Origin of the sequence: Roseateles sp. DB2 (genome assembly GCF_051857535.1) — a bacterium.
In the GTDB taxonomy this organism is placed as follows: domain Bacteria; phylum Pseudomonadota; class Gammaproteobacteria; order Burkholderiales; family Burkholderiaceae_C; genus Roseateles_B.
Genome location: NZ_JBPZGY010000009.1, coordinates 159,364 through 184,809, shown reverse-complemented (window position 1 = coordinate 184,809; position 25,446 = coordinate 159,364). Strand labels below are relative to the sequence as shown.

Here is a 25,446-nt window from a genome sequence, read left to right as displayed (position 1 = left end):
CATGGCTTGTCAATTACGAGGAGAGGCAAACTGAAAAGAGGTTCTGGTTGGCTGTGAAGTGACTGCGTCAGACTGGCTGCTGCTGTTCGATTTGTCCTGCCGGCCGACTGCTACGCCTGATAGCAGCCAGCCACGGACTTCTCCCCGACGGCCGACCACCTCAAGGCTTGTCGCCGCTGGAATGGCAGCTAGCCTGAAGCAGCTTCCACACCGCGCTCGAGCGGCGGCATCCACAAGGCGATCGTTGCGTCCGAGCTCTCGAAGCACAGTTCTGAGCGACATGAACTCGCCCAAGCTGCGCGCCACAGCCCTGTCCGTGGCAGGTTGGACGAGTTCACGGCGCGCGTTCGCCCTAACCCTGGCAACTACGCCGATGGTCGCAGTCCCAATGTTTGTCACAATCTTCATAGCAAAAAGTATGGGAGGTAGCCCGTGATTCTCGTTTCCGCGAACATCGGTCCGTTTCGCTCGATGAACACAGTCCAAACCATCGCCTTAGATCCTAAGGTAACGGTCTTCGTTGGCATGAACGAAGCCGGAAAGACGGTGATCCTGAAAGCGCTTGAGAAGTCGGCCGATGCGCTGCAGCAAGAGGGTTTCGACGTTGTCGAGGACTACCCACGCAAGGATCTAACGGCCTACCAGAAGAAGCACAAGACGGAGCCTGCAGCTGTGACAGTGCTGACCTACGGGCTTGACGATGATGAGATTGCTTCCATCAACGAGAAGCTTGGTACGTCGATTCCAAGCGGCTTCACTTTCTCCGTTACTCATAAGTACGACGGTAAGCGCACCATTGGTATCTCGGTCGAGGAAGGGCCGGTTGTTGCAGCAATAGTTCAAAGCCTCAGCACCGACGCCGCTGCAGCTCTCAGTGGGGTGAAGGCCGTTCGAGATATTCCAACAAAGCTCGTTAGCGTGGAATTGACCGCAAGTGACAATGCTGTCCTGGACGCCTTGAATGCGCGAATCAAAGCGACAACTTGGTCTAAGGTTGTCGAATACGAGGTCTGGCAGCTGCTCGATTCCAGCACACCGAAGTTTCTGTACTTCAGTGACTACGACCTGTTGCCTGGGAAGATGAACCTCGCCGAGCTGGCGCAGCGCGTAGAGCAAGCGAAGAGCGACCCCAAAGCACTGCACCCGAAGCATCGCTCGGTGCTCGCTCTTCTGCGAATGGCAGACGTGGCCGTGACTGATTTCGCGGCGCCGGGCAGCTACGAAGAGCTGAAGGCAAAGATCGAGGGTGTATCGATCAATCTTACCGACCAGGTCATGGAGTTCTGGAAGCAGAACGAGGAGCTCGAAGTCGAAGTCGATATCAAGGCCGATGCAACAGACGAGGCTCCCTACAACAACGGCTCGAATCTCTACCTGCGCATCAAGAACCGGCGGCATCGCGGGGTTAGCACGCCATTCGATCAACGGAGCCGTGGCTTCATTTGGTTCTTCAGCTTCCTCGTCTGGTTTGACAGCGTGCAGCATCAACTCGATCCCTCGGGTAAATCTGCGGGCAAGAGACTGATCTTGCTGCTCGATGAGCCGGGCCTTGCGCTCCATGCGCTCGCCCAAGCCGACTTCCTGCGCTACATCGACCGCCTCGCCGCCGATCATCAGGTGCTCTACACGACGCACTCGCCGTTCATGGTGAACTCGGACCGGCTGCATCAAGTGCGCCTAGTCGAGGACCGCAAGGCTGAGGGTACCGTTGTATCTGAGAACCTTATGGGCGCAGATCAACGCACCATCTTCCCGCTTCAGGCTGCACTCGGATGGACCATTGCGCAGAACCTGTTCATTGCCGAGCGCAATCTTCTCGTGGAGGGACCGAGCGAGCTCAACTATCTTCAGGCAGTGTCCGCGCTTCTCGAAGCCGATGGAGGTGGCGGCTTGCGCGACGACGTCACCATCGTTCCCACGGGGGGCCTTGATAACCTTGCCACGTTCGTCAGCCTGCTGAACGCCAGCGGGCTGCAGCTCGCAGTACTGCACGACTACAAGGGATCGCCGGAACAGAAGCTCACGGGGTTAGTGAAGGACAAGTTGCTGTCCGGCAAGGCGCTTTTCAACGCGTCGCAGTTTCGTGACCTAACGAATCTCGGTTCCAGCGGACAGGCGAGCGATATCGAAGACCTTCTGCCAGTTGGAATCTATCTCGACTACTTTAACTCGGCCTTCGCGAAGCAACTCGCAGGCGTGGCCGTCACTGAGGCGGACCTTCCGCCCGGGGATAGGGTCATCGTACGTATTGATCTGTGCCTCAAGGCGAAGGGCATCATGCTTCGACCGAGTGGTGGCTTCAATCATTTCCTGCCGTCCTCGCGCTTCGCGTCGGCGCCGCCGCAGTCGCTTGATGCCGATACCGCGGCGCGATTTCGTGCACTGTTTGCTGCCGTCAACGCCATTTTTGGGGCGCCCAAGTGACTGACTATGGAGCCGATCTTTCATGCGAATCGCAATGACCGCAAGGCGACCCGTACCGTGATTAGCGGTCGCGGTGGCGGTAGACCGCAACCGCAGCCTAGCGGACTCGGTGCGCCGCGAGGGTGAGCGCACAATCTCCGCCTCCCATCGAGTTGTTTGCAAATCGGCCGAGCTACATTCACCTGCAGAAGCCAACTTTCGACGGCGTAGGTCTGGATGGGTCACACGAGTCATCCGCTCGCACCGTGTGCTCATACAGTCGCACCCAATCACGGCTGCCGAACTCTCGACCAACGGCGGGCATCAAATCCCAACATTGAATGCTGAGCGCAGCGCGCTTTCGACAATTCGCGAGCATCCGGCGGATGATGGTCTGCCGACGGAGCGGTCTCGCAAGAGGTTCCTGGCGCGGCATCGCCGCACTCTGCCTAGGACATCATGCGCGTAGCAATCTGCTGCCAATAGTCAATTGCATCCTGATCGTGAATCGAGAGCGGATGTAACTCAATGCACAACTTCCAGTCTGCAACTGGCTGGTCATCCAGCAGGAGATGGGGCTTTGGCAAAAATGCCCTGAAGCACTGTTCAATCCCAACCTCCTGAGCGCTGGCACGTGCGTATTCTCCTCCGCCCGAGCTCCAGCAATAGAGTTCTGCGCCTGTAGCGTGAAGACGGCGCACGTGTTCGATTGCTGGAACAATTGGGATGCGTTTCGATCCAACGCTACGAATCAGCATGTCGTCCACGTCCACATAGACGATCAAAGTTCGGTTTGGACTGCTCACGGAAGTACCTTCAGGGAACGAACAGGCATGCGCGGCCGTGTCAACGGCGCTGTCCATGGTTGAATTGGCGCAGGCTTTCCGCATAGTAGGCCAGCTATGTATCGATGATTCCCATCAACAATCACATCGCCGTCAACCTGAATCGGTGGCAGGGCCCCCCCCGGCCTGTAACACGTTCACCAGGGATTGGACATGACTGGCCGACACACTAGGCTGGAGAGTTTGCATGCTTGAGGTCGCAAGCGCAGATTGAATATTCGTCGGCGTGGCAGGTTGGCATTTCTGCTCTACCCCCAACTCCTTCGCTGCACAAAAATCACCTACTGCGTTGGCGGTGTCCTTGATACGGGCCGGACCATTTTTTCTGCAATGTCCTGAAGGATTGCCTTGTCCAGGCTGAGGTCGGCCACGAGCTTCTTCAGCCGTGCGTTTTCTTCCTGCAACTGCTTGCGTTCGCGCGCCTGGTCAAGGCTCCAGGCTGCCGTACTGCTTCTTCCAGCGATAGAAGGTCTGCTCGCTGATCCCCATCTTGCGGCACGCGTCCGCGACCGCCATACCGAGCTCGACCTGCTTGAGCACGGCCACGATTTGCTCCACTGAAAAGCGACTTCGTCTCACGGCTTCTCCTATGCCTCGATCTCGTGGCCAAATCGCCGAAAGACTAACGCTCAGCGCATCTCGATTTCTTCAATGCGGAACAATTCACGCACCTGAGCTCAGCCGGGCCCAGGTCGGGAGGTCCGCCCAAGGCTGCACGCAGGGCATCCGCCGCGTGACTCAGTTTCCGCCTGGCTGCAGGTCCGTCACGAGCAGGCCCGTCGGACCTCGCTCCACCTTGAACCGGACCTTGTCGCCGACCTTCACCTGCTCCAGCACCGCCGCATCTTTGACCTGGAACACCATGGTCATGCCCGGCATTTGCAGATTCCGGATTTCGCCATGCTTGATGGTGAGCTTCTTGTTTTCCTTGTCGATCTTCCGGATCTCGCCTTCGGTCATGTCCATGGCCTGAGCCTGAGCCTGAGCTTTTGCGATGGCTGGGAACGCCGCCCCTGTGGCCACCAGGGCGACCAGGGTCAGGGTCTTGATTGCTTTCATGTCCTGCTCCTTCAACGATAGCTTTGGTAGACGCGGGCGCTGCCATCCTGGGCAAGCAGCAGCACGTCATAGGGTTGCTTGCGGCCATACGCCGGCCCGTCCATGCCCGGTGAGCCCAAGGGCATGGCGGGGACCACCAGGCCGATGGCCTTCGGGCGTTCACGCAGCAGCCGCCGGATGTCAGATGCCGGCACGTGGCCCTCCAGTGCATAGCCTCCCACCAGGGCTGTATGGCAGGAGCCGTACTTGAGATCGATGCCCAGACGCTTGCGTGCCTCGGTGTTGCCGCTGTCGCTAACGGACACCACCTGGAATCCATGGGCCTCCAGGTGCGCGATCCAGTCCTTGCAGCAGGCGCAGGCCGGCCCCTTCCAGACCTGGACGCGATGGACTTCCTCGCCCGGCCCAGCGGGCTTGGCACCTGCCGCGGCGGCCAGTGCCCAGGCGGCTCCACCGGCCAGCAGGCGTCGCCGTGCCAGGCCGGCCCTGACTTCAATGCTTGTGATCTGCATGGCCGTCCTCCCTGAGTGCAGCGTCCTTGCCGGTGACCCTGAGCACACCTCTCATGCCCGCGTCGAAGTGGCCGGCTTGAAGGCAGGCGAAGTCTATCCTTCCCGCCTGGGTGAACTGCCACACGATCTCGCCGGTCTGGCCGGGTGCGACGGAGACCATGTGCGCGTCGGCGTGCTCCATGCCCGGGTGCTTCCTCATGAGCTCGTCGTGCCTTTTGAGATCCTTCTCGGTGCCCAACACCATCTCGTGCTGGAGCTGGCCGGAGTTCTTCACGACAAAGCGAACGGTCTCGCCCTGCTTCACGTCGATGCTTGAGGGCGTGAAGCGCATGGCGTCGCTCATGTCGATCTGCACGGTACGGCGGGCCTGGGCCGGGATACCGGGCTTGCCGATGGGGTCTGTGTGTTTCCCACTGGCGTGGCCGGCGTCGGCGAACATCGCCAGCGTCAGCGCCGTGAGGAGGGGAATGAGTCTGCGTGTCATGGTTGGTTCCTGCTGTGTCAGCGAGAGCAAATCGGTGGCTTCAAGGCCCGCGCATCGGCCAAGCTCCGGCACAGGCAACGGGCGGGTGGCGCTGGACGTTCGCGCTCTGCGCGGCGGCTTCAAGCGCCCTTGCGGCAGGGTTGAACTCCTGGCGGAAGCAGCTGCCGGGCTGATGCGCCCGGCGCGGCCCGAAAGCCTGGTCGGCACGGCCCAGCACGGCTCAGTGCCGCGCAGGCCGGGCGCTTCAGGGCAGCTGGGCTCGAGGCGGTCGTTCAAGTCCGCCCACCATGATGCGGTCGCGGATGAGCTGGACGGTCGGCAGGTCGAGCAGGTCGGGATGCACGACGGCCATCGTCACGACGCCGGACGTGAGTCCCGGGGCACTGCAGCACGAGGCGCCCACACTGCACGTGCCCGAATGCTTGCCAGGCGTGTGGGTCTGCATGTCATCCTGGTGAGCGGCTGCGCCCGTCCCGGCTTCTGGCGGATGGTCCGCAGGGCTGTCGGCCATGGTGGGCTGCTCATGCGCCATGCCGGCGTGATCCGCGCTCGCGCTGCTGGCGTGCACGGGGAGATCGCAGAGCAGCAGGGCCTGCGCAGCGTATCCCTGGACGGGTAGGGCCACGACCAAGCACCATGCCAACACGATTCGCAAGAACCTGCTCATGCGTGACAGTGTACGGCAGCCCTCAGGGGCGGCCCTGGCGCTGGCGCTCCCTCAGCATGAACAAATACAGCCCCTCGACCTTGGCCCGCGCCCAGGGCGTCCTGCGCAGGAACTTCAGGCTGGACTTGACGCTGGGCTCGAAGGCGAAGCAGCGCAGCGGGATGCGCGCATCCAGCCCCTCCCAGCCGTATTCCTCCTGCAACGCGACGACGATGGCTTCCAGCGTCAGGCCGTGCAGGGGATTGCGGGGCTGATGTGGGGGCGGCGGGGCGGGGGCGTTCATGGGCGCATTGTCACCGGCTGGGCCGCGGCCTGCGTCCAAGCCCGGGCTTGCCGCCGAGAATGAGTGCAGGCTGCCCTCGTGGCCGACTCTCATCCAGACCGACGCCAAGGCTCACCCGAGCCTGAGTGCTGGCGCCTGCGTCAGTAGATGTCCACCCGGGCCTTGTCCACCGTGTAGCGTCCGCCGCTGTAGTAGCCGCGGGTGCTGGCATCGCGGGTGAAGCGCAGCCGGATCACGGGGCTGCCGCTGGGGTACTGCGGCCCGCTGCTGTAGGTGGGCACGGGCGCGCTGCCGACATTGCTGGTGGGCGTCTGGTCTACCAGGCGGGTCAGGGACTTGGAGGTCTCCAGCGCGGCGAAGATGTCGGCTGAGTCGTAGTAGCTGCTGTAGAAGGGCGTGGCTATGGCGCTCTTGCTGCTGCTGACGGTCTTGCTGGCGTAGCTGTAGCGGTCGCCTGGCGTGAGCAGGCTCACCCGCAGGCCGTTGACCTTGTAGTAGGTGCCGACCTGCACGCTGGCATTGGCCGTGTCCACGATCAGCAGGCGTTTGGCGCCGTAGACGGTGGCCGTCTGCGCGGCGGTGTCGACCAGCACGCCGGTGTTCTCGTCCACGCCCAGGCCCTGCTGCACGCCCAGATGGCGCAGGGCCGCCGCCAGCCGCCCGAGGCGGCCGGAACGGCTGTCGAAATGGGTGTCACTCAGCAGCCCCGCCGGCAGGAAGCCCAGGCCCTTCATCGTGGCGCCGTTCTCCAGGTAGCGCAGGGCGCTGCTGCCATCGCGGGTGTCGCCCAGCGTCTGCCAGTCGGTCACGGCCTTGTCCTGCAGATTGGCGCCGAAGTAGAGGTAGCCATAGCTGACGCCGGCCGCATGCATGCGCTGGTTCAGCGCGTGGTTGCCGGCGGAGTCCCCGGCGATGACGATGCTGCCGCTGCCATTGTTCCAGCGCGCGCGCAGGGCGGCGGCCAGGGCGTTGTCGGCGCCGTTGTCGTTGAGGAAGCTGCGGATGATCTTGGCCTGGTCGCCGCCGACGAACCACACGGCGTCCGCCTGCTGGATCAGGGCGATATTGGCCTGGCCCTCGGGCGTGCTGCTGCTGGCGTGGACGGTGTAGTTGTCCACGTGCGCCGTGACGTGCTTGGGCGAGAAGCCATGGGTCTGGAACAGGTTGTAGTAGCCACGCTTGAGGGCCGTGGTGGAGCTCGCCGGGATGTCGTTCTGGAAGGCGTCCAGGCCGGTGGCGTAGCTGTCCTTGGCCGCGGTGATGACGGCGATGCGTGGGCAGGCCGTGGTGGCCCAGTTCGTGCTGCAGTTGGCTGTGCTGTTGATGTTGGGCGTGAAGCCGCTGTCGCGGCCGGTGGCTTTGCGCAGGCCGTTGACGAAGAGGTCGGTGTTGGCGTCGTCATAGGCGCCGCCGGACAGGAACAGCTTGCCGGCCAGCGCCGGCAAGCTCAAGCACAAGCCCGCGGCACACAGCGCCGCTCCCAGGCATTTCTTCATGGCATTCCCAACGGTCCAGGGTGGCCCCGGGCGGGGCCTCAAACCCAGGCCTTGACCATAGGGATGCCGGCCCCGGCCGGGAAGCCGCCACCTTGCCACGGTGCGACGCGGACTTGCATCGTTGTGACGCCTGCGGGAATGTCCTGAGGGGGCAATCCCGGAGCGCTCATCCGCTCAGTTTGCTGCCCAGCTCGCCGCCTCAGCCGCGCGGCAGCGGGCAGCTCAGCACGGGCCCGCCGTCGTCGATGCGCACCTGCAGCGGCGGCAGGAAGCCCAGCTCGTGCAGCGTGGGCAGCAGGGCCGCATGGGCGGCATCGGTCTGCGCACAGGCCTGCTGAGCGGCCTCGCCGAGGAAGGAGAGGTACAGCGTCTGCCGCGGCAGCAAGGCGGCCAGATGGCTGCACCAGGCACTGCCCCAGCGGGCCTGCGCGGTGCTCCAGTCATGGGGATAGAAGCGCGCGCCCAGCGCCTCCCAGAAAGGCGAAACCCCGGTGGGCGTGCGCCAGCCGGGCAGCTCCAGGATCAGCCAGTCGCCGCAGGCATCGCGGTGCTCGGCGATCCAGCGGCGGGCGCCCTGGACCAGGGCTGTCACGGCGGCGCAGCGCTCCTGGGCATCGAGGCCGTCGTCCAGCCACAGGCCGGTGAGTTCGCTGTCACCCGTGTGGTCATTGCTCAGCAGCAGGGTCTGCTGGACGCGGAACAGGCCCAGCTCCTGGGCCGCATGCACGACGCGGCCGAGGCGGAAGTGGTAGCGGGGCAAGTCCTGACCCCGTCGCGGGACCAGGGTCAGGCTGCCGCGCCCGTCGGGCAGGCGCAGCTGCACGCCGGTGTCCAGGGTTTGAACGAGCAGGTCGGTCATCACGATTCCTCAGGCCACAGGGGCGTGCTCAGCAGGGTCTCGCCTGTGCGGGGCTGCAGGGCAGGCAGTTCATCGGCATGCAGGATTTCGCCGATCTCGGCCAGCACCGCTGCGAAGTCCTCGCGGCCGGGCCGCACCACCAGATGCCAGCGCCGCGGCCCGGCGCTGCTGCCAGGCTGCACCGTGTGCGCGCGATGGTGGCGGATGCTGCGCAGGGAGGCCAGCGGCGCTTCCACCGTGGGGCCGCCGTCGAAGATGTCGACATAGCTGTCAGCGTCGAAGCCCTCGTCCATCAGCACCGAGAAGGGCACCTCGCCTACGGGGTGCAGCTGACCCAGCGCCAGCTGTGCCGCAGCCGGCAGCAGCACTACGGGGATGGGCGAGGGCGGCATGAGGTCGGCGATCAGTGCCTTGCTGCGTCCGCCGATCACCGCCTCGGCCTGCGAGTAGTCCATGCCGAAGAACTGGCGGCCCACGGCGTCCCAGAAGGGGCTCTGGCCCAGGGCATCGGTGACGCCGGGGTTCTCGGCCGCGATGCGGTCCGAGAAGCGCTCCGCATGAGCCTGGATGAAGAGCAGCCGCGCCCGAGACAGCAGCTGCGCGGCCGGCGTCTGCTCGTAGCTTGGCTCAAGGAAGAAGGAGGTCAGCAGCGTGGCGCCCGTCAGGTCGTGACACAAGTGCAAGGTGTGCATGCGCTGCGAAACCCCCAGCGTGGCGCTGGCATGCACGACGAACTCGTTGCGATAGCTGTAGAAGCGGTCGAAGAAGCCGGCGCTGGCCGCGATGCCGGCGCATCCCACCAGGCGGCCTGCCGTCTGGTCTTGCAGCACGAAGAGGTAGGTCTCTTCGCCACTGGCGTCGTCCGGGCTGCTGAAGGCCTGCATGGAGGCTTCGATGCGGGCGCGCAGCTTGGCCTCGTCATTGGGCAGTGAGCTGATGCCGTCGGCGCTGGCCGCGGCCATGCGCAGCATGTCTGGCAGGTCGGCGGCAGCGACGGGGCGCAATACCAGGCCGTTCATGAGCGATCTCCCTGGGGTGCGGGAGCCAGCCAGCCGGGGCGGCGGCTGCGTTCCTCGCGGGGTGTGTGGCCGTGGTGGGCCTTGTAGGCATTGGAGAAATGCGGGCCGGATGCAAAGCCGCAGCTGAGTCCGACCTGCAGGATGGATTGCGTGCCCTGCTGCAGCAGGCGCTGGGCTCGCTCCAGCCGCAGGGCCAGGTAGTGACGCGAGGGCAGGGAGTCCAGATGCTGCTTGAACAGGCGCTCCAGCTGTCGCCGGGATACGCCCACCAGCCGTGCCACCTCTTCCGTGGGCAGGGGCTCGGCGAGGTTGGCCTCCATCAGGGCCAGGGCCTCGGCCAGCTTGGGATTGGCCACGTCCCGGGCCTCGAGGTGCTCCCGCCGCTGCCTGTCTTCTGCGGCACGGCCGTGGCGCAGGTCCATGGCCAGCAGCCATTCCTGCTGAACGGGCTCGCCGTGCAGCTGCTGGGCCCAGGCCCCGACCAGGTCCGTGGCGGCGCTGGAGGTGGCGCTGAACCGCCGCCGTGCCAGGGTCAGGTCCCACAGGCCCTGAGACCAGGCCACGCCCGGATGCCGAGCCGAGAGGCGGTCCAGCCAGGCCCAGTCGGCGCAAGCGCGGTGGCCGTCCAGCAGGCCGGCGGCGGCGAGCGCCGCTGCGCCGCTGCCCAGGCCACCCAGCAGCACCCCTTCCTGGTCCCAGGCGCGCAGCTGGGCCCGCAGCTGGGCCTCCTGTCCGGCCTCCATCGTGCAGGGCTCGCCCGCCAGCACAACCACCGTGTGCCAGTGGTCCGCGGCACAGGGTGCGCGGCAGTGCACGGCCACGCCGGTGCCGGCGAGCACCAGGCCCTCGTCCAGGGCCAGGGTGCTCAGTGCGTACAGGACCTGCCCCTGCTGCGCGTTCAGCGCCGCCAGGCCGTCCGTCCAGGCGCCCAGCGCGCGCAAGGGGAAGCCTGGCAGCAGCAGGCATCCGATGGCACGCGTGATGGGAAGCATGGCCGGACTGTAATCAAGTCCAGCCCTGCAGGGCGGGCCAGCTCAGCAGCAGCAGGGCCATCAGCAGGTAGAGGCCCTGCAGCGGCAGCATCCAGCGCACCCAGGTGCCCAGGGGCAGGCGCGCCAGGGCCAGCACGCCCACGGTGATGCCCGAGGTCGGGATGATGGGCGTGGTCAGCTCGCCCAGCTGGAAGGCCAGCACCGCGGTCTGCCGGGTCAGGCCCACCAGATCGGCCAGCGGCGCCATGATGGGCATGGTCAGGGCCGCCTGACCGGTGCCGGAGTGGATGAAGAAGTTGATCACCGACTGGATCAGGAACATCTTGTGCGCCGCGAACACCGGCTGCTCCGAGGCCACCAGCGGTGCCAGGGCGTTGAGCAGGGTGTCGATGATCTGGCCCTCGCGCAGCAGGATCACCGTGCCCTTGGCCAGGGCGATGACCAGGGCCGTGCCGACGAGGTCCCGCGCGCCCTGCAGGAAGGCGGCCATGAACTCGTCGGCCGAGAGCCGCGCCACCAGGCCCACGCCCACGGCCATCACCAGGAACAGGGCGGCGATCTCCTCGATGTACCAGCCCAGGCGCACCACGCCGCCTATCATCACCAGCAGTGAGCCTGCGAACAGGGCCAGCACGGTCTTGTGGCGCCGCGTCAGGCCGGCGAACTGCTCGAAGGCGGCCAGGTCCAGCTCGGCGCGCCGGGCCTGATCGGCCTCGTAGGTGGGGCTCAGCGTGGGATCGCGGCGGATGCGCAGCGCCCACCACTGCAGGAAGCCGATGGTGAGCCCCGTCGCCACCGCCCAGCACAGGGCGCGGTAGCCCAGGCCCGAGAACATCGGCAGCCCGGCAATGCCCTGGGCCACGCCCACATTGAAGGGGTTGAGGAAGGCCGTGGCAAAGCCGATCTGCGAGCCCACGAAGGGAATGGCCACGCCGGTGAGCGTGTCCAGCTTCAGGGCCAGGGCCAGGGGGATGAAGATCAGCACGAAGGGGATGGCCTCCTCGGCCATGCCGAAGCTCGCGCCGCCCAGCGAGAAGAGGGTCACGAAGACGGGAATCACCAGCGCCCGCACCAGGGCCGATCGCTGGTGGGCCTGGGCCACGGACTTGATCAGGGCATCGATGGCCTCGGTCTTCTGCAGCACGGCGAAGACGCCGCCGACCACCAGCACGAAACCGATGATCAGCGCAGCCTCCACAAAGCCCTTGATCGGCGCGGTGAGGAAGGCCGCCAGGCCCTGCGGCCGGGCCTCGACCAGATGGAAGGTGCCCGGGATGATCAGTGTCTTGCCATTGACCAGGGCGGTCTCGAAGCGGCCACCGGGCACGATCCAGGTGGCCAGGGCGATGAGGGCCAGCAGCGAGACCAGCAGGACGTAGGTGTTGGGGAGTCGGAGCTTCATGGGCGCGTTCCGCAGCGTTCAGAGCGACAGCAGCTTGCCGCTGCGATAGGCCTCGTGGCCGGCGATCTTGGCCAGACGCATGCCGCGGCTGGCGTAGCGGCGGGCGCTGCGGGCGAAGCAGCGGCCGCTGGAGCGGGCGTGCAGAGGCGTGCGTTCGTCGGTGAGGGGGTCCACGATCTCGGCCACCAGCTCGCCCTTGAGCACCCAGTCGCCCGGCGCCTTGGCGAAGACGACGATGCCCGGGCACGGGGCGGTCACGGGTTCGACGGCCTCCAGCGGCGTGGGCTCGCAGGCGGTGGGCACGGGCGGCGCCTCGCCGGCCACATGGCCCTGCTGCTGCAGGTAGGCGATGAGGCCTTGCGCGTCCTGGTCGGCCAGGGACTGGCTCACGTCGGTCTCGCCGCGCAGCTCCACGGTCAGGCCCACGCAGCCCAGCGGATCGATGGGATGGCGCCCCGCGAAGTGCTCGGCCAGCTCCCACCACAGACGGGCCAGGGTCTCGTCGAAGGGCTCGTCGCCGGCCAGCGGCGTGTGCAGCAGGGCCTGCGCGCCCAGGTAGCCGGCCAGGGGCCGTGCAGCGTCCACCTGCGCGCTGCCGACGTAGAGGTGCATCACCGCCTGGTTGTCGCAATGCAGGTCCAGCACCAGGTCGGCGTCATGGGCCAGGCATTGCAGCTGGCGCTTGAGGGCCTCGGTCTCGGTCTGCGCCTGCCAGGCGGCCAGCTGCTCACCCAGCACCCGGCGCACCTCGCGGGTGTTGGCCTGGAGATCGTCGCCCAGCCGCGGCGCGACGGCACGGGCCACCGAGGTGCCCAGGTGCTTGAACTGCCGGTTGAAGTTCAGGCCCGTGGCGAGGTCGAAGCGGCCCAGGGCGCTGCCCTGCAGGTCCTGGGACAGGCCCACCGGATTGGCCAGGGGCACCAGCACGATGCGGCCCTCGATGGCGCCCTCGGCTTCCAGCCGCTGCAGACGCTGGATCAGGGACTGAGCCACCAGCATGGGCGGCACTTCGTCGGCATGGAGCGAGGCCTGCAGATAGGCCTTGCGGCCGGAGCGACCAGGGCCGAAGTGCAGGCTGCGCAGCTGGCGCTGGGTGCCGGCGTGGGCGGCGGGCAGGAGATGGTGTTGAGTCAGCATGGCGTGGGTGGACGGCACCCCGGGGTGCGGGGCGTCCACGAAATGGAAGGCAGGGGTCAGGGCTGGGCCGTGGCGGGGTGGGGCGGTGGCGCCAGCGGCGTGTAGAGCGGATGGGCGACGGTCACCGGCTGCACGTCCAGGCGCGCGTCCAGCACGGTGTAGTCCTCACCGCCCATGGCGCCGCTGAACCAGCCCTTCAGGCCGGGCGCCTTGTAGAGGCGGAACTCGAAGCCCAGTCTCGATGTGCGTCCCCTTGCGCCGGGCACGGGCTCGTAGGCCAGTCCGCGCACCTCGTCCGTCGGGCTGTCCAGCAACTGGGCCATGGCGCTGACGATGGCGCCGTCGCCCAGGATGTCGCCGAAGAAGTGGCCGCGGGGCAGGTAGGGCTTGTAGTCGCTGGCGCTGGGGTCGATGCGGGGCTCGCTCAGCTTGTGGGGGGCGGGAGTGGCCTGGTGGGTGGCGAGGTCGTAGCGGTCGCCGCTGTCCAGGTAGCTCAGGCGGGCGCCGCGCACATTGAAGGCGGGCAGGCGCGGGTCGCTGCGGGCCTCGCGCAGGTCCACCAGCAGGGCGCCGCGGGCGCCGATGACCTCGATCTGCGGGCCCTTGATCACGGCGGCAGAGTTCTCCTCCACGCCCAGCCCGATCTGATAACCGAGACGCTGCATGGCCGGCAGCATGCGCCCGATGCGGCCACGCTTGAGGAAGTGCTGGTCGATGAAGAGCTCGGGGCCGACGAAGCCCAGGCCGCGGTCGTACTCGCGGCCCTCGCGCCACTGGCCGCGCAGGATGCCCAGGTTGTCCTGCGCATCGCGGAACATCAGGCGGCTCATGATGGCCGCGCCCGCGCTGGTGCCGGCCACCACGCCGCCGCGGTCAAAGACCTCCCAGATGGCGCGCAGCATGCTGCTTGGCTGGCCGCCGGGTTGCAGGGTGTCGACGATCAGCTCCTGCGCGCCGCCCGAGAAGAAGACGCCCTGGCTGTTGCGCACCTGCTCGATCAGGGCCGGGTCCTGGAGGCGAGCCTGCAGGTCCTCGCCCTGCAGGCGCGGCGCGACGGGAATGAAGCGCGCCTCGGCGCCCTCGCGCTGCAGGGCCGTGATGATCTGCTGCGCGCTGCGCTCTGGGTGGGCTGCGGCCGTGGCGAAGACGGCGATGCGTGCGCCAGGCCCACCCGCCTCGCGGACCACGCGCTGCCAGACCGTGGGGTTGTCGCTGCGCAGCGCGCCGCCGATCACCACGGCCGTGCCGGCCTGGGCCAGGGTCGCGCAGAAGAGGGTGGCGGTGCACAGGAGAAGTCGAAGGCGTTGCATGGCTTCATCTTGGCAGGACCCCGACGGCCGGGCCAGCGGGTTGCGCCTCGTTCGGGCCCTGCATGCGCCTTCCACGCAAGAGCATGTCGCTTCATCGCAAGAGGCCGCGGCCGGCGTGGGCAGGGCCAGACGCCGGCTTGTCCGGAAGCGACAGGCATTTGCCTGCAAGCGACCGGCGCGCCAAAACCCCATAGGCAAGTCATGAGTCCGGTCCCTAGAGTGACCCACATCCCCTCCCGCATCGCTCTCCCCTTCTCTCTCTTGAGGTTCCCATGACCCGTGCAAGCAAACCGTCCCTGACCCTGATGGCCCGCGCCGCCTGCCTGGCGCTGGCCGCCCCCGCCCTGCTGGCCCAGGCCCAGGAGGCCGCTCCCAAGCTGGAACGCGTGGAGATCACCGGCTCCAGCATCAAGCGACTGGAGGGCGAGCAGGCCCTGCCGGTGCAGACCATCAAGCGCGAGGAGATCGCCAAGGCCGGCGTGACCACCGCCGCCGAGCTGCTCAAGAACATCAGCGCCGCGGCCGCCAACCTGGGCGACGGCGCCTCCATCTCCGACAACACCGGCGGCCAGCGCGGCTTCAACGGCGCCAATCTGCGCGGCGTGGGCGTGTCCTCCACCCTGGTGCTGCTCAACGGCCGCCGCCTGGCCAACTTCGCCTCGCCTGGCGACTCGGCCGGCGTGGACCTCAACAGCATTCCCGCCGGTGCCATCCAGCGCGTGGAAGTGCTGAAGGACGGCGCCTCGGCCATCTACGGCACTGACGCCATCGGCGGCGTGATCAACTTCATCACCCGCCAGGACTACAGCGGCATCGACATGGCCGCCTACGCCTCGGGCACGCAGGAAGGCGGCGCCGGCAAGCGCACCTTCACCATCAGCGGCGGCAGCGGCGACCTGCAGCGCGACGGCTACAACGTCTTCGCCACGCTCGACGTGCAGACCCTCGATGCCCTGCGCTCCACCCAGCGCGAATTCATCCAGGAGCGCCCGCTGACCGAGACCGTGCCCTACTACCTCTCCAGCCGCCCCTACCCCGGCAACATCCGCCTGGCCAGCAATGCGGCCGCGCGTGCCGAGCAGCTGGCCGCCATCAACGCGGCGGGCTACAACTTCAATGGCAAGCCCTACACCCAGCGCACCGTGAACCTGTTCGCGCCGGGCTGCAACCCGCCGGCCTCGGTCTACGCCCCGACCCAGATCGGCGCCGAGGCCTGCGGCTATGACTACATGGCCGACACCGAGATCTATCCCAAGTCCGACAAGACCTCCTTCCTCACCCGCGGCGTGATGAAGCTCAGCGAGGGCCGCCAGGTCTTCGGCGAGCTGCTGCTGGCCCGTGCCGACACCGAGTACGTGCTCTCGCCCAACCCCACCACGCTCAGCGGCATGAGCTGGTCCGCCGTGAACGCCTTCCTGCCCAAGCCGGTCACGAACGGCCGGACCTTTGAGATCCGCTTCCGCGCCAAGGAGCTGGGCAACCGGACCAACGAGGTGCGCAGCGACGCCAAGCGCGTGGTCGTCGGCACCAGCGGCACGGTCTTCGGCGACTGGGACTACACCGCCGCGCTGAGCCACGCGCAGAACGAGGTGGCCGACCGCTACGTCGACGGCTACTTCAAGTTCAACGAGCTGCTGGACGCTGTGCGCGCCGGCAAGATCAATCCCTTCGGGCCCTCGCCGGAATCGAGCCGCGGCCTGATCGAGTCCCTGCGCGTGGACGACGTGGCCCGCCGCAGTGAGGGCACGACCTCGGGCCTGGACTTCAAGCTCACCGGCAGCCTGGCCCAGCTCCAAGGCGGCGACCTCGGCCTGGCCGTGGGCGCCGAGCTGCGCCGCGAGACCCAGCGCTTCACGCCCTCGGCCCTGCTGATCAGCAACAACATTGGCGGTGACCGCGACAGCACCGGCACCAGCCCCGCGCCCGAGGCCACGAACTACGGCCGCAACATCACCTCGGCCTATGCCGAACTGAGCGCCCCGCTGAGCAAGCAGCTGGAGCTGCAGGCCGCCCTGCGCGCCGACCACTACGAGAAGGTCGGCAGCTCGGTGAACCCCAAGCTGGGCCTGCGCTATCAGCCCAGCAAGACCGTCGTGATCCGCGGCTCGGCCGGCACCGGCTTCCGCGCGCCGACTTTCAGCGAGCTCTACCGCCCGGCCACCTACGGCACCAGCCCGGCCTTCCTCTATGACAAGGTCTATGACGCCTTCGACCAGTACCCCACCGAGAAGGTGGCCAACCCCGACCTGAAGCCCGAGAAGAGCAAGCAGTTCTCCCTTGGCATCGCCTTCGAGCCCAGCAGCACCAGCCTGGTCAGCGTGGACTACTGGCAGATCCGCAAGACCGACGTGATCAGCGACCTCTCCGGCAAGATCATCCTGGAGAACGCCGACCGCTACGCCTCCTACATCAAGCGCGACCCGGCCGATGACTACCCCACCCTGGTCCTGAAGAAGGAGAACCAGGGCGGCCTCAAGACCTCAGGGCTGGACTTCGAGGCCCGCTGGCGCTCGGCGGCCACGGACATGGGCCGCTTCGGCCTGAACTTCAGCGGCACCTACGTGATGCACTACCAGCGCCAGTTCGGCGCCGCCGAGCCCTACCTGGAAAACGCCGGCCGCTTCCTGCAGGACCAGGTCATTCAGCGCTGGCGCCATCGCCTCTCGGCCGACTGGGACTTCGGCCCGCTCTCGATGACCCTGGCCAACAGCTACTTCTCCGCCTACACCGACGACAGCTACCTGCCCGGCACCGAGCCGCGCCAGGTCAAGGCCTACTCGCTGTGGGACCTGAGCGGCAGCTACCGCTTCAACGAGCGCCTGAGCGTGCGCGCCGGCATCCAGAACCTGCTGAACACGGCCCCGCCCTTCTCCAACCAGTCCTACTATTTCCTGTCGACCTTCGACCCGACCTACACCGACCCGCGCGGCCGCAACTTCTTCGTCAGCCTGAACTACAAGCTGCGTTGATCCTGTGCTGATCGAGGTCCGCGGACCCTGACAGCCCCGGTGCCTGCCCTGGTGCCGGGGCTGTGTGCTTTTTGACCGGCGCTGCCGGCTCAGTACAGGCGGATGGCGGTGTCGAAGTGCCAGGTGCGGCGGATCTCGATCACGTCGTAGTCCTTGGCCAGGGCTGGCGGGAAAGGCGGGTAGACGGCCAGGTCCCGCACCGTGCGCTCGATGGCGGCGTCCAGGGCGGGCAAGCCGCTGGAGCGCACGAAGCTCACCGACTCCACCGAGCCGTCCGCGCGCACGGCCACGGTCACCAGGGCATCGAAGTGCGGCTGGCGAAGCAGCTCGCGCAGGCGCTCGAAGCTGACGGTATCGAGCTGGATCTTGCGGGCCCAGGTCTCCCCATAGGCCACGAGCTCCGGATTGGGATCGCTGCGGCCCATGAGCCGGCCGCGGCGCGCACTGCTGGCATAGGGCAGGTCCTTGGACTGGCGGGCGGACGCGGCGGCGGCGTCGCGCTGGGCGCGTTCCTCGTCCAGCTGGCGGCCGATCTCGCGCAGGCGGGCCTCGCGCCGTTCGGCGGCTTCCTGTTGCGCGGCCCGGCTTGCGGCAGCGGCCTGTGCTGCTGCCTGGCGGGCCGCTTCCTGGCGTGCGGCGGCCTGGCGTTCGCCTTCCAGGCGCTCGGCCTCCTGGCGGGCCGCGGCCGCCCTGGCCGCTTCGGCGCGCTGGGCCTCCTGCCGCGCGGCTTCGGTGCGCTCGGCCTCCTGGCGTGCTGCTTCCTGCCTGGCCGCTTCTTGTCGTGCCGCTTCTTGTCGTGCCGCTTCGGCGCGCTGGGCTTCTTGACGTGCAGCCTCGGCACGCTGGGCTTCCGCGCGTGCCGCGGCCTGCCGGGCTGCTTCGGCCCGCTCCGCTTCTGCACGCAGGGCTTGCGCCTGCGCGGCGGCAGCGCGGGCGGTGGCCTGCTGCTCGGCTTCCGCCCGGGCCGCGTCGCGGCGGGCGGCCTCCTGTCGGGCCGCTTCCGCTCTCGCGGCGTCCTGGCGCTGGGCTTCGGCGCGGGCGGCCTGGCGGCTGGCTTCCTGGTGCGCGAGTTCAGCGCTGCTGCGGTCGGCCTGTGCCTGTGCCTGTGCCTGCGCGCGCGCCTCCTGGCGTTCCTCTTGCCGTGCTGCCTCGCGCTGGTCCTGCCTCTGCCGGGCCTGAGAGCGCTGCATCAGGCGCAGCAGCTCCTGCGCATCGGCCTCGGGCGCCGGGGTCGGCGCAGGCGCCGCCGCGGCTACGGGTCGCTCCGGCTCCAGCGGACGCAGGGCCTGGCGGGCCATCAGGGCCTGCATCTCGCGGCGGGCTTCGGAGGCGTCCAGGGGGAGGGACTCCTGCGCCGCACGGGCCGGCTCCGGCGCGGAGGCGGCGCTGGCTTCGGGCACGACCCAGCTGTCCGGCTGTGAGGGATCCAGGGCCAGCAGACGACGGTCGGTGGCGGCCTCAGCGGGTGCGGTGGCGGGTGCGGTGGTGGGCGAGTCCGTGGCGGCGAGAGGCGAGGGGCGCGTTGGTGGGGCGGCTTGGGAGGCCTCTGATCGCGTCGCCGCAGGCGGCGGGGCCTCGTGGGCGTCTGCCTTTTGGGGTGCTGGGTCGGGCAAGGCCGGCGCGGGGGGCGGTGCCACCGAGGTGCTGGCCGACAAGGTCGCTGCCGAGGCCGGCACCGGAGGCGGGATCAGCCGGGCCTGCAGGGGCGGGAACTCCATCCGCTGCTCGCTCCAGGGCAGGCCCAGGCCGGGCAGGCCAAGGCCCTGGCCACCAAAGGTGAGGCTCAGCACGAAGGCATGCAGGGCCAGCGACAGGGCCAGGGACAGCCCCGGGCGACGCACGGCCGCGCGCTCCCGGCCGCCTGCGTCCGCATGGGCCGATGCCGCCAGGGCCGCCAGTTCCGCAGGCAGCTGCACGCGGAAAGCGGTGGGGGTCGCGAAGAGGGGCGCGAAGGGGCGGCGGAGTGCTTTCAAGCGTGCGTCGGGCTGGGAGTGCGGCGCTGATTTTCACCGTTTCCTCGCCGCGTCACGCGCCCGGGCCTGCGGGGGCCGGGCGGCGACAGACCCAGCGGCAATCGGGGTGCCGGCCCGCCTTGTGCGCAGGCCGGCCAGGGGTGCCCCCCGACTGAGGGATGCGCACCTCCCGGTTGCTGGAAAACGCCGTTGTGCGCTGCGGCATGATGCGGCAGATTGCCGCAGTCCGTTGCTGGCCCCGTCTCCTTTGGCGGGGTCTGTCAAACGCCTGTCGAATGCATCTGTCATAAAGCGGGCTGGCCAAGCACCGCCGCAGGGCCGGGAAGGCTCGCTCAGGCCGTGAGCCAGGGCAGGGTCCAGATCACATGAGGGGATGTATGAGTCGTTGCCGCCGCCCGTGCGCAGGGCGTGGGTTCACTTTGCTGGAGCTGCTGGTGGTGATGGTCATCATTGGCCTGCTGGCGGGCTATGTGGGGCCACGCTTCTTCGGGCAGATCGGGAAGTCCGAGGTCAAGGTGGCGCGCGCGCAACTGGACGCCCTGCAAAAGGCCCTGGACCAGTACCGCATCGACACCGGGCACTACCCCTCTGCCGAGCAAGGCCTGCAGGCCCTGCGCGAAAAGCCCTTGGACGAGGCTCGATGGGCCGGCCCCTATCTCTCCAAGGCCGTCCCCAAGGACCCCTGGGGCCAGGCCTACCAGTACAAGGCCCCTGGCGACCATGGGGAGTACGACCTGCTCTCCTTCGGCCATGACGGCAGGCCCGGCGGCGAGGGAGAGGATGCCGACATCACCAGTTGGTGAGCCCGGCCTGCCTTTGACCATGCCTGACTACATCGTCCGCTACCAGCCCGAGCGCGCCGGCCTGCAGCAGACCCGGCTGCAGGCCCCTGACCGCCAGGCACTGGCCGGCCTGCTGGGGGTGAGCCCGCAGCGCATCCTGTCCGTGCAGGAGGTCGATGAAGGCCCTGAGCCGCTGTCCGCGGCCGCCGGCAAACGTTTCCCCCTGCAGCTCTTCAGCCAGGAACTGGCAGTGCTGCTGGGTGCCGGGGTGTCCCTGGTCGAGGCCCTGGAGACCCTGAGCGAGAAGGAAGCTCAGCCCATGGTGCGTGCGGCCCTGACGGCCGTGGTGCAGGCACTGAAGGCCGGCCAGCCCTTGAGTGCGGCCTTGCGTGCCCAGCCCCAGGCCTTCGACGAACTGATCTGTGCCTTGGTCGCAGCCAATGAGCGCAGCGGACAGCTGGCCCCGGCCCTGGCCCAGCACGCGCGCTACCTGGCCTGGGTGCAGCAGCTGCGCGACCGCCTGGTGGCCGCCTGCGTCTACCCAGCCCTGCTGCTGGGGGTGGGTTCGGCGGTGATCCTCTTCCTGCTGCTCTTCGTGCTGCCGCGCTTTGCCGGCATCCTGGACGGCCTGGGCTCCGACCTGCCCTGGGGTTCGCTGGCGCTGCTGCGCTTCGGCCGCTTCGCCGGCGAGCATCCGGCGGCCGTGACCGGGGGCCTGGGTGGCGTGGCCCTGGCCGCGGGGCTGGCCCTGCGCTCGGCGCCCGTGCGCGCGATCCTGCAGGCCCGGCTGTGGACCCTGCCGGCAGTGGGCCCGCGCCTGCGCGTGCTGGCCCTGGCCCGCTTCTATCGCAGCCTGGCCATGCTGCTGGCGGCGGGCGTGCCGGCCCTGCAGGCCCTGAAGATCGTACAGCCGCTGATGGCCCTGCCTTGGCAGGACGCAGTGGCCCGCCTGGCCACCGCCGTGGGCGGGGGCCAGCGCTTCTCCGAAGCCCTGGAGGCCCAGGGCCTGGCCACGCCGGTGGCGCGGCGCATGGTGCGCGTGGGCGAGCGCAGCGGCGAGCTGGCGGCCATGCTCGAACGCGCCGCCGCCTTCCACGACGAGGAAGCCGTGCGACTCACCGACTTCCTCAGCCGCGCCCTCAACCCCGCCCTGATGCTGATCATGGGCGTCCTCATCGGCGGCATCATCGTGCTGATGTACCTGCCCATCTTCCAGCTCGTGGAGCAGGTGCAATGACAGCCGTTCACCTCCACGACTGCCTGCCTGCCGAGCATGGCCCCTGGCAGCTGGACTTCGAACGCTGGCCGCAGGCCCAGGCCCAGCGCTGGCGGGCGGTGCTGGCGCAGGGGGCGATGTCGCGCCTCGTGCTGCTGGCCGACCGCGACCCTGATGTGCTGCTGCTTCAGAGCGTGGAGGCCCGTCTGCAGGCCGCGGTGGACTGGCAGCGCTGCGAGCCTGCGGCCCTGGCGCACTGGCTGGGCAGCGGCGAGGCTGACTTCCGCGCCCTGGCCGAGGTCGACGAGGGACTGGGCGCGGGGGAGGCCGGCGTCGTGATGGTGGAGGAACTGTCTGCCCTCTCGCTGTCCGAGTCGGTCTCGCCGGCCGTGCGCCTGCTCAACGCCACGCTCTTCGATGCCCTGCAGGACGGCGCCAGTGACGTCCACATCGAGTGCACGGCCCGTGGCGCCCAGATCCGCTTTCGCATCGACGGCGTGATGGCGCCGGTGCGCCAGGTCGAGGGCGCGGCCCTGGCCGAGCAGTTGGTCTCGCGGCTCAAGGTCATGGCCGAGCTGGACATCGGCGAGCGCCGCGTGCCGCAGGACGGCCGATTCAAGCTGCGCCACGCCGGCCGCGAGATCGACTTCCGTCTCTCCATCATGCCCAGCGTCTTCGGCGAGGACGCCGTCGTGCGCCTGCTGGACCGCGCTCGCATTGAACAGGACCAGGGCGCCCTGAGCCTCGATGCCCTGGGTTTCGATGAGACCGAGCGCGCCGCGCTGCGCCTGCAGGCCCGTCAGCCCCATGGCATGTTGCTGGTGACCGGTCCCACGGGCTCGGGCAAGACCACCACGCTCTACGCCACGCTGACCGAGATCCACACCGGCCAGGACAAGATCATCACCATCGAAGACCCAGTGGAGTACCAGCTGCCCGGCGTGGTGCAGATCCCCGTGAACGAGAAGAAGGGCCTGACTTTCTCGCGCGGCCTGCGCTCCATCCTGCGGCACGACCCGGACCGTGTCATGGTGGGCGAGATCCGCGATGCCGAGACCGCGCAGATCGCCGTGCAGGCGGCGCTCACCGGCCACCTGGTCTTCTCCACCGTCCATGCCAACAGCGCTTTTGATGTCATCGGGCGCTTCATGCACATGGGCCTGGACCTCTACAACGTGGTCTCCGCCCTCAACGCCGTGCTGGCGCAGCGCCTGATGCGGCTGAATTGCCGCCACTGCGCGACGCCCGTCACGCCGGACCCGGCCCTGCTGGCGCGCCACGGGCTGCAGGCCGGCGAGCACCGCTTCATGAAGGGCGCAGGCTGCGGCCATTGCCGTGGCACCGGCTATCGCGGCCGGCGCGCGGTGGCCGAGTTGCTGCGCCTGGACGACGGGCTGCGCGACCTGATCGCCAGCCGGGCGCCGATGTCCCAGATCAAGGAGTCCGCGCGCAGCCGCGGCATGAAGCCCCTGCGCCAGCAGGCCCTGGCGGCCGTGTGCCGCGGCGAGAGCAGCTTCGAGGAGTTGGACCGTGTCACCCTCGACGAATGAAGCCCGGCGCGCAGCGGGGGCCCGCATGCCAGGCCGCTGGACTCGCTGGCGCGCAGCCGCCGGGCGACCCCTGTGGCTGGGCCTTGACGGCCTGCGCGATGCGGACGGCGATGGTCTGGCCGACCTCAGCGCGTTCGGGACCGGCCTGGACCTGGTGCTGTCCGAACAGTTGCTGACGCCCCTGGTGGCCGAGGCGGGCCTGGACTTGCCGGGAGCCGATGCCATCCGCGCGCATGCCGTCCACTTGCTGAGCCATTACCACGGGCCCCAGGCACAGCATTGGCCGCTGGCGCCCTGGTCCGAGGGGCGGGGCGGGCTGCGCCGCTGTGGCGCCTGGGCCTTGTCGGCGCCGCAGTGCTGGCCGGAGCCTGGACCGCGTCTGCGCAGTGCGCGCCCGGCCTCGCTGGTCTGCCTGGAGGCCTGCCGCCGGCAGGATCCCGCCTGGGCGCACTTGCCGCATGCGGCCCTGGCCTGGGTGGAGGGCGGCCTCTTGTGCTGGCTGGAGTTGCAGGCAGGCGTCCTGCAGACAGTACGCCATTTGCGCCTGGCGTCGCCCTGCCCCGAGGCCCTGCTTCAGCGCCTGCAGCCCCTGCTGGCGGCGCTGCCGAAGGGCAGTGAGACCCTGCTGGCGGGGCACGGCCTGTCGGCGGCGCTGGACGCCGTGCCGGCCGGGGTGCGCTTGCTGAATCCTCTGCATGTCGCGACACCCGCTCCCTTGCTGTGGGCTCACGCGGCCCGGGCGCCGTGTGAGGCTTCGGGTGACTTTCTCCCGCCTTTCCCGCCGCTGGCGCGCTGGCGTTGGCCCCTGCTGGGCGTGGCGCTGTTGTGCCTGGGGCTGGCGGTGCAGGAAGCCTGGCAGGCGCACGCCCAGCGGCAGTCCGCCCGCGAGGGCGTTGCCAGCCTGCAGGCCAGGCTGAGCCGCAGCGTGACGCCGTCCCAGGGGCGTCCGGGTGCCCGGGCCCTGGCGGGTGATCCCAAGGCACTGGCCGAGGCTCGCCAGGCGCTGCAGCAACCCTGGCGGGGGGTCCTGACCCAGATCGAGGCGGCCGCCCTGGATGAGCAGCAGCGCCCTCGCGTGGCCTGGCTGGGGCTGGACCTGCAGGCGGCGCGGGCAGAAGTCAGGCTGGAGGGGCAGGCGGATGACCGCGCCCAGATCCTGGCCGTGGCCGATGCCCTGGCGCGGCTGCCGGGCTGGACGGAAGTCCTGCCCGGCGCCATCCAGGCCGAGGACGGCGGCCGGCCCGGCCTGCGATTCAGCCTGCAGGCGCGGCTGGCGCCCGTGTCAGCGGCACCGGCCGCGGCGCCGACGCCTGCGGTACAGACCCCGATTCCGCCAGCAGGAGGCCGCCCATGAACTCCCGGATCACCCCTTGGCAAGACCTGACCCCCGCTGCCCTTCGCCATCGGGCGCGCCTGGTCTGGCAGGCTCTGCGTGCGCTTGGCAAGCCGGGTGTCCTGGCTGCGCTGTGCCTGCTCTGTGCTGGCGTGCTGGCTCTGCAGCTGACACCGCGCTGGCAGGACGAGGCCGAGGAGCTGGCCGTGCAGCAGGCCGCCTTGCGCCGCTCACTGCGGTCGAACGCACCCCGGAGTGCCGTTGGCGCAGACTCGCCCGCGGCACTCCTGGCGGCATTGCCGCCCTCGTCCCAGCGCCAGCAGCGCCTGGCCGACCTGCTGGAGATCGGCCTGCGCCTGGGCCTGGTGCAGCAGCGCAGCGAGCAGCGGCTCAGCGTCGATGCCGACACCGGCCTGGAGCGCCTGCGCGTGAGCATGCCTGTGCAGGGCAGCTACGCCCAGCTGCGGCCCTACCTCGGTGCGGCCCTGGCCCACGACCCGGCCTTGAGCCTGGACAGCCTGCGCCTGCGTCGCGCGGAGCGCGACTCGCAGACGTTGCAGGCAGAGCTGGTCTGGACCCTGCACAGCCGTCGTGAAAGAGAGGCCTTGCCATGAGGGCTTCCCTGAAGACCGGTGCGTCCCCGTCCCGCCGGCAGTGGGCCCTGGCCCTGGCCCTGGGCGCGACGACTGCCGCCTGCATGTGGGCGGCGCAGCTGCCGGACCAGGCGCTGCCCGACCTGGCAGACGCTGCCCCAGCGCGCCGGTCGATGCCGGGTGGGGCTGGCGCCGAGGCATCCGCCAGAACGCAGCCCTGGCGCTGGACGGCGCCGCCACGCGAGCCCTGGCCCGAGGCCGAGTCCGCCGCGCTGGCCGCCTGGCAGCCTGTCCCGCCGCCGCAGGTCCAGCTGCCGCCGAAGAGCCGGGCCCAGCCCGCGCCCCCGCAGGCGCCGTCCTTTCCCTACCAGCTGATTGGCCGCCTCGTGCAGACGGGTAGCGTGCAGGCGCTGCTGGGCTCCGAGCAGCGCAGCCTGGCGGTGCAGGCAGGCGACACCATAGACGGTCAATGGCGCGTCCAGTCCATTGGCGAAGATTCCCTGGAGCTGCTGTGGCTGCCCGGCCCGCTGCCTCAGACGCTCCGATTCAAACCTTTGTGAGT

The 25,446-nt window shown here is 68.7% G+C and carries 22 protein-coding genes and 1 pseudogene; 8 read left to right on the top strand and 15 right to left on the bottom strand.

Annotated elements, in window-relative coordinates; translation table 11 throughout:
• The first annotated feature begins 432 nt into the window (after nt 1-432).
• Entirely contained in the window at nt 433-2,424 is a 1,992-nt protein-coding gene (locus tag ACS5PK_RS15255; protein WP_439441113.1) for an AAA family ATPase, read from the top strand.
• 428 nt (nt 2,425-2,852) lie between these two features.
• Here the strand turns inward: ACS5PK_RS15255 and ACS5PK_RS15250 are convergent, their stop codons facing one another.
• The 14 genes and pseudogenes from ACS5PK_RS15250 to ACS5PK_RS15185 form a co-directional block, all read right to left on the bottom strand.
• Nucleotides 2,853-3,266, bottom strand: a complete 414-nt coding sequence (locus tag ACS5PK_RS15250) for a hydrolase (RefSeq protein ID WP_439441112.1) — start codon at nt 3,264-3,266, stop codon at nt 2,853-2,855.
• Nucleotides 3,267-3,562: 296 nt separating this feature from the next.
• Nucleotides 3,563-3,827: pseudogene (locus ACS5PK_RS15245) on the bottom strand (transposase); the annotation flags it as partial.
• Between the two features lie 159 nt (nt 3,828-3,986).
• Entirely contained in the window at nt 3,987-4,307 is a 321-nt protein-coding gene (locus ACS5PK_RS15240) for a copper-binding protein (protein ID WP_439441111.1), read from the bottom strand.
• An 11-nt stretch (nt 4,308-4,318) separates the two neighbouring features.
• The gene (locus ACS5PK_RS15235; protein ID WP_439441110.1) at nt 4,319-4,819 is read right to left on the bottom strand and encodes a DUF411 domain-containing protein; all 501 of its coding nucleotides are present in this window, start codon (nt 4,817-4,819) and stop codon (nt 4,319-4,321) included.
• Nucleotides 4,800-5,579, bottom strand: a complete 780-nt coding sequence (locus tag ACS5PK_RS15230; protein WP_439441109.1) for a cupredoxin domain-containing protein — start codon at nt 5,577-5,579, stop codon at nt 4,800-4,802. The genes ACS5PK_RS15235 and ACS5PK_RS15230 overlap by 20 nt, the downstream gene beginning before the upstream one ends.
• Nucleotides 5,548-5,928 (bottom strand): hypothetical protein, encoded by a 381-nt coding sequence (locus tag ACS5PK_RS15225; RefSeq protein ID WP_439441108.1) that lies wholly within the window; start codon nt 5,926-5,928, stop codon nt 5,548-5,550. Before ACS5PK_RS15225 ends, ACS5PK_RS15230 begins: the two co-directional genes overlap by 32 nt.
• A gap of 64 nt (nt 5,929-5,992) precedes the next feature.
• Nucleotides 5,993-6,253 carry a VF530 family DNA-binding protein gene (locus ACS5PK_RS15220; protein ID WP_439441107.1) on the bottom strand — a complete coding sequence of 87 codons (261 nt, stop codon included), beginning with the start codon at nt 6,251-6,253 and terminating at the stop codon, nt 5,993-5,995.
• A gap of 140 nt (nt 6,254-6,393) precedes the next feature.
• Complete coding sequence (locus ACS5PK_RS15215) at nt 6,394-7,749, bottom strand: cyanophycinase (RefSeq protein ID WP_439441106.1); 1,356 nt, start codon at nt 7,747-7,749, stop codon at nt 6,394-6,396.
• A gap of 199 nt (nt 7,750-7,948) precedes the next feature.
• Nucleotides 7,949-8,608 (bottom strand): arginine N-succinyltransferase, encoded by a 660-nt coding sequence (locus tag ACS5PK_RS15210; protein WP_439441105.1) that lies wholly within the window; start codon nt 8,606-8,608, stop codon nt 7,949-7,951.
• The gene (locus tag ACS5PK_RS15205) at nt 8,608-9,627 is read right to left on the bottom strand and encodes an arginine N-succinyltransferase (protein WP_439441104.1); all 1,020 of its coding nucleotides are present in this window, start codon (nt 9,625-9,627) and stop codon (nt 8,608-8,610) included. Before ACS5PK_RS15205 ends, ACS5PK_RS15210 begins: the two co-directional genes overlap by 1 nt.
• Complete coding sequence (locus ACS5PK_RS15200) at nt 9,624-10,619, bottom strand: GlxA family transcriptional regulator (RefSeq protein WP_439441103.1); 996 nt, start codon at nt 10,617-10,619, stop codon at nt 9,624-9,626. The genes ACS5PK_RS15205 and ACS5PK_RS15200 overlap by 4 nt, the downstream gene beginning before the upstream one ends.
• A gap of 13 nt (nt 10,620-10,632) precedes the next feature.
• Nucleotides 10,633-12,021 carry a YfcC family protein gene (locus ACS5PK_RS15195; RefSeq protein WP_439441102.1) on the bottom strand — a complete coding sequence of 463 codons (1,389 nt, stop codon included), beginning with the start codon at nt 12,019-12,021 and terminating at the stop codon, nt 10,633-10,635.
• Between the two features lie 18 nt (nt 12,022-12,039).
• Entirely contained in the window at nt 12,040-13,158 is a 1,119-nt protein-coding gene (locus tag ACS5PK_RS15190) for a succinylglutamate desuccinylase/aspartoacylase family protein (protein ID WP_439441101.1), read from the bottom strand.
• Between the two features lie 56 nt (nt 13,159-13,214).
• Nucleotides 13,215-14,468 carry a cyanophycinase gene (locus ACS5PK_RS15185; RefSeq protein ID WP_439441100.1) on the bottom strand — a complete coding sequence of 418 codons (1,254 nt, stop codon included), beginning with the start codon at nt 14,466-14,468 and terminating at the stop codon, nt 13,215-13,217.
• 272 nt (nt 14,469-14,740) lie between these two features.
• Between ACS5PK_RS15185 and ACS5PK_RS15180 the strand changes: the two genes are divergently transcribed.
• Nucleotides 14,741-17,437 (top strand): TonB-dependent receptor, encoded by a 2,697-nt coding sequence (locus ACS5PK_RS15180; RefSeq protein WP_439441099.1) that lies wholly within the window; start codon nt 14,741-14,743, stop codon nt 17,435-17,437.
• Nucleotides 17,438-17,526: 89 nt separating this feature from the next.
• Here the strand turns inward: ACS5PK_RS15180 and ACS5PK_RS15175 are convergent, their stop codons facing one another.
• A complete protein-coding gene (locus tag ACS5PK_RS15175) occupies nt 17,527-19,410 on the bottom strand; it encodes a TonB family protein (RefSeq protein ID WP_439441098.1) in 1,884 nt (627 codons plus the stop codon).
• 377 nt (nt 19,411-19,787) lie between these two features.
• Here ACS5PK_RS15175 and gspG point away from each other — a divergent pair, with 377 nt between their 5' ends.
• The 6 genes from gspG to ACS5PK_RS15145 are packed head-to-tail and all read left to right on the top strand — an operon-like array spanning nt 19,788 to nt 25,444.
• A complete protein-coding gene (gspG, locus tag ACS5PK_RS15170) occupies nt 19,788-20,213 on the top strand; it encodes a type II secretion system major pseudopilin GspG (protein ID WP_439441097.1) in 426 nt (141 codons plus the stop codon).
• 19 nt (nt 20,214-20,232) lie between these two features.
• The gene (locus ACS5PK_RS15165; protein WP_439441096.1) at nt 20,233-21,429 is read left to right on the top strand and encodes a type II secretion system F family protein; all 1,197 of its coding nucleotides are present in this window, start codon (nt 20,233-20,235) and stop codon (nt 21,427-21,429) included.
• Nucleotides 21,426-22,958, top strand: a complete 1,533-nt coding sequence (locus ACS5PK_RS15160) for a GspE/PulE family protein (protein ID WP_439441095.1) — start codon at nt 21,426-21,428, stop codon at nt 22,956-22,958. Before ACS5PK_RS15165 ends, ACS5PK_RS15160 begins: the two co-directional genes overlap by 4 nt.
• The gene (locus ACS5PK_RS15155; RefSeq protein WP_439441094.1) at nt 22,939-24,312 is read left to right on the top strand and encodes a hypothetical protein; all 1,374 of its coding nucleotides are present in this window, start codon (nt 22,939-22,941) and stop codon (nt 24,310-24,312) included. Before ACS5PK_RS15160 ends, ACS5PK_RS15155 begins: the two co-directional genes overlap by 20 nt.
• Complete coding sequence (locus ACS5PK_RS15150; protein WP_439441093.1) at nt 24,309-24,905, top strand: hypothetical protein; 597 nt, start codon at nt 24,309-24,311, stop codon at nt 24,903-24,905. The genes ACS5PK_RS15155 and ACS5PK_RS15150 overlap by 4 nt, the downstream gene beginning before the upstream one ends.
• Complete coding sequence (locus ACS5PK_RS15145) at nt 24,902-25,444, top strand: hypothetical protein (protein ID WP_439441092.1); 543 nt, start codon at nt 24,902-24,904, stop codon at nt 25,442-25,444. The genes ACS5PK_RS15150 and ACS5PK_RS15145 overlap by 4 nt, the downstream gene beginning before the upstream one ends.
• Nucleotides 25,445-25,446: the final 2 nt, after the last annotated feature.

Excerpts from the sequence above, each read along its gene's own strand:
- ACS5PK_RS15250 (WP_439441112.1), bottom strand. The coding sequence starts at position 3,266 with ATGGACAGCGCCGTTGACACGGCCGCGCATGCCTGTTCGTTCCCTGAA.
- ACS5PK_RS15240 (WP_439441111.1), bottom strand. The coding sequence starts at position 4,307 with ATGAAAGCAATCAAGACCCTGACCCTGGTCGCCCTGGTGGCCACAGGG.
- ACS5PK_RS15235 (WP_439441110.1), bottom strand. The coding sequence starts at position 4,819 with ATGCAGATCACAAGCATTGAAGTCAGGGCCGGCCTGGCACGGCGACGC.
- ACS5PK_RS15220 (WP_439441107.1), bottom strand. The coding sequence starts at position 6,253 with ATGAACGCCCCCGCCCCGCCGCCCCCACATCAGCCCCGCAATCCCCTG.
- ACS5PK_RS15215 (WP_439441106.1), bottom strand. The coding sequence starts at position 7,749 with ATGAAGAAATGCCTGGGAGCGGCGCTGTGTGCCGCGGGCTTGTGCTTG.
- ACS5PK_RS15210 (WP_439441105.1), bottom strand. The coding sequence starts at position 8,608 with ATGACCGACCTGCTCGTTCAAACCCTGGACACCGGCGTGCAGCTGCGC.
- ACS5PK_RS15205 (WP_439441104.1), bottom strand. The coding sequence starts at position 9,627 with ATGAACGGCCTGGTATTGCGCCCCGTCGCTGCCGCCGACCTGCCAGAC.
- ACS5PK_RS15200 (WP_439441103.1), bottom strand. The coding sequence starts at position 10,619 with ATGCTTCCCATCACGCGTGCCATCGGATGCCTGCTGCTGCCAGGCTTC.
- ACS5PK_RS15195 (WP_439441102.1), bottom strand. The coding sequence starts at position 12,021 with ATGAAGCTCCGACTCCCCAACACCTACGTCCTGCTGGTCTCGCTGCTG.
- ACS5PK_RS15190 (WP_439441101.1), bottom strand. The coding sequence starts at position 13,158 with ATGCTGACTCAACACCATCTCCTGCCCGCCGCCCACGCCGGCACCCAG.
- ACS5PK_RS15185 (WP_439441100.1), bottom strand. The coding sequence starts at position 14,468 with ATGCAACGCCTTCGACTTCTCCTGTGCACCGCCACCCTCTTCTGCGCG.
- ACS5PK_RS15180 (WP_439441099.1), top strand. The coding sequence starts at position 14,741 with ATGACCCGTGCAAGCAAACCGTCCCTGACCCTGATGGCCCGCGCCGCC.
- gspG (WP_439441097.1), top strand. The coding sequence starts at position 19,788 with ATGAGTCGTTGCCGCCGCCCGTGCGCAGGGCGTGGGTTCACTTTGCTG.
- ACS5PK_RS15165 (WP_439441096.1), top strand. The coding sequence starts at position 20,233 with ATGCCTGACTACATCGTCCGCTACCAGCCCGAGCGCGCCGGCCTGCAG.
- ACS5PK_RS15160 (WP_439441095.1), top strand. The coding sequence starts at position 21,426 with ATGACAGCCGTTCACCTCCACGACTGCCTGCCTGCCGAGCATGGCCCC.
- ACS5PK_RS15150 (WP_439441093.1), top strand. The coding sequence starts at position 24,309 with ATGAACTCCCGGATCACCCCTTGGCAAGACCTGACCCCCGCTGCCCTT.
- ACS5PK_RS15145 (WP_439441092.1), top strand. The coding sequence starts at position 24,902 with ATGAGGGCTTCCCTGAAGACCGGTGCGTCCCCGTCCCGCCGGCAGTGG.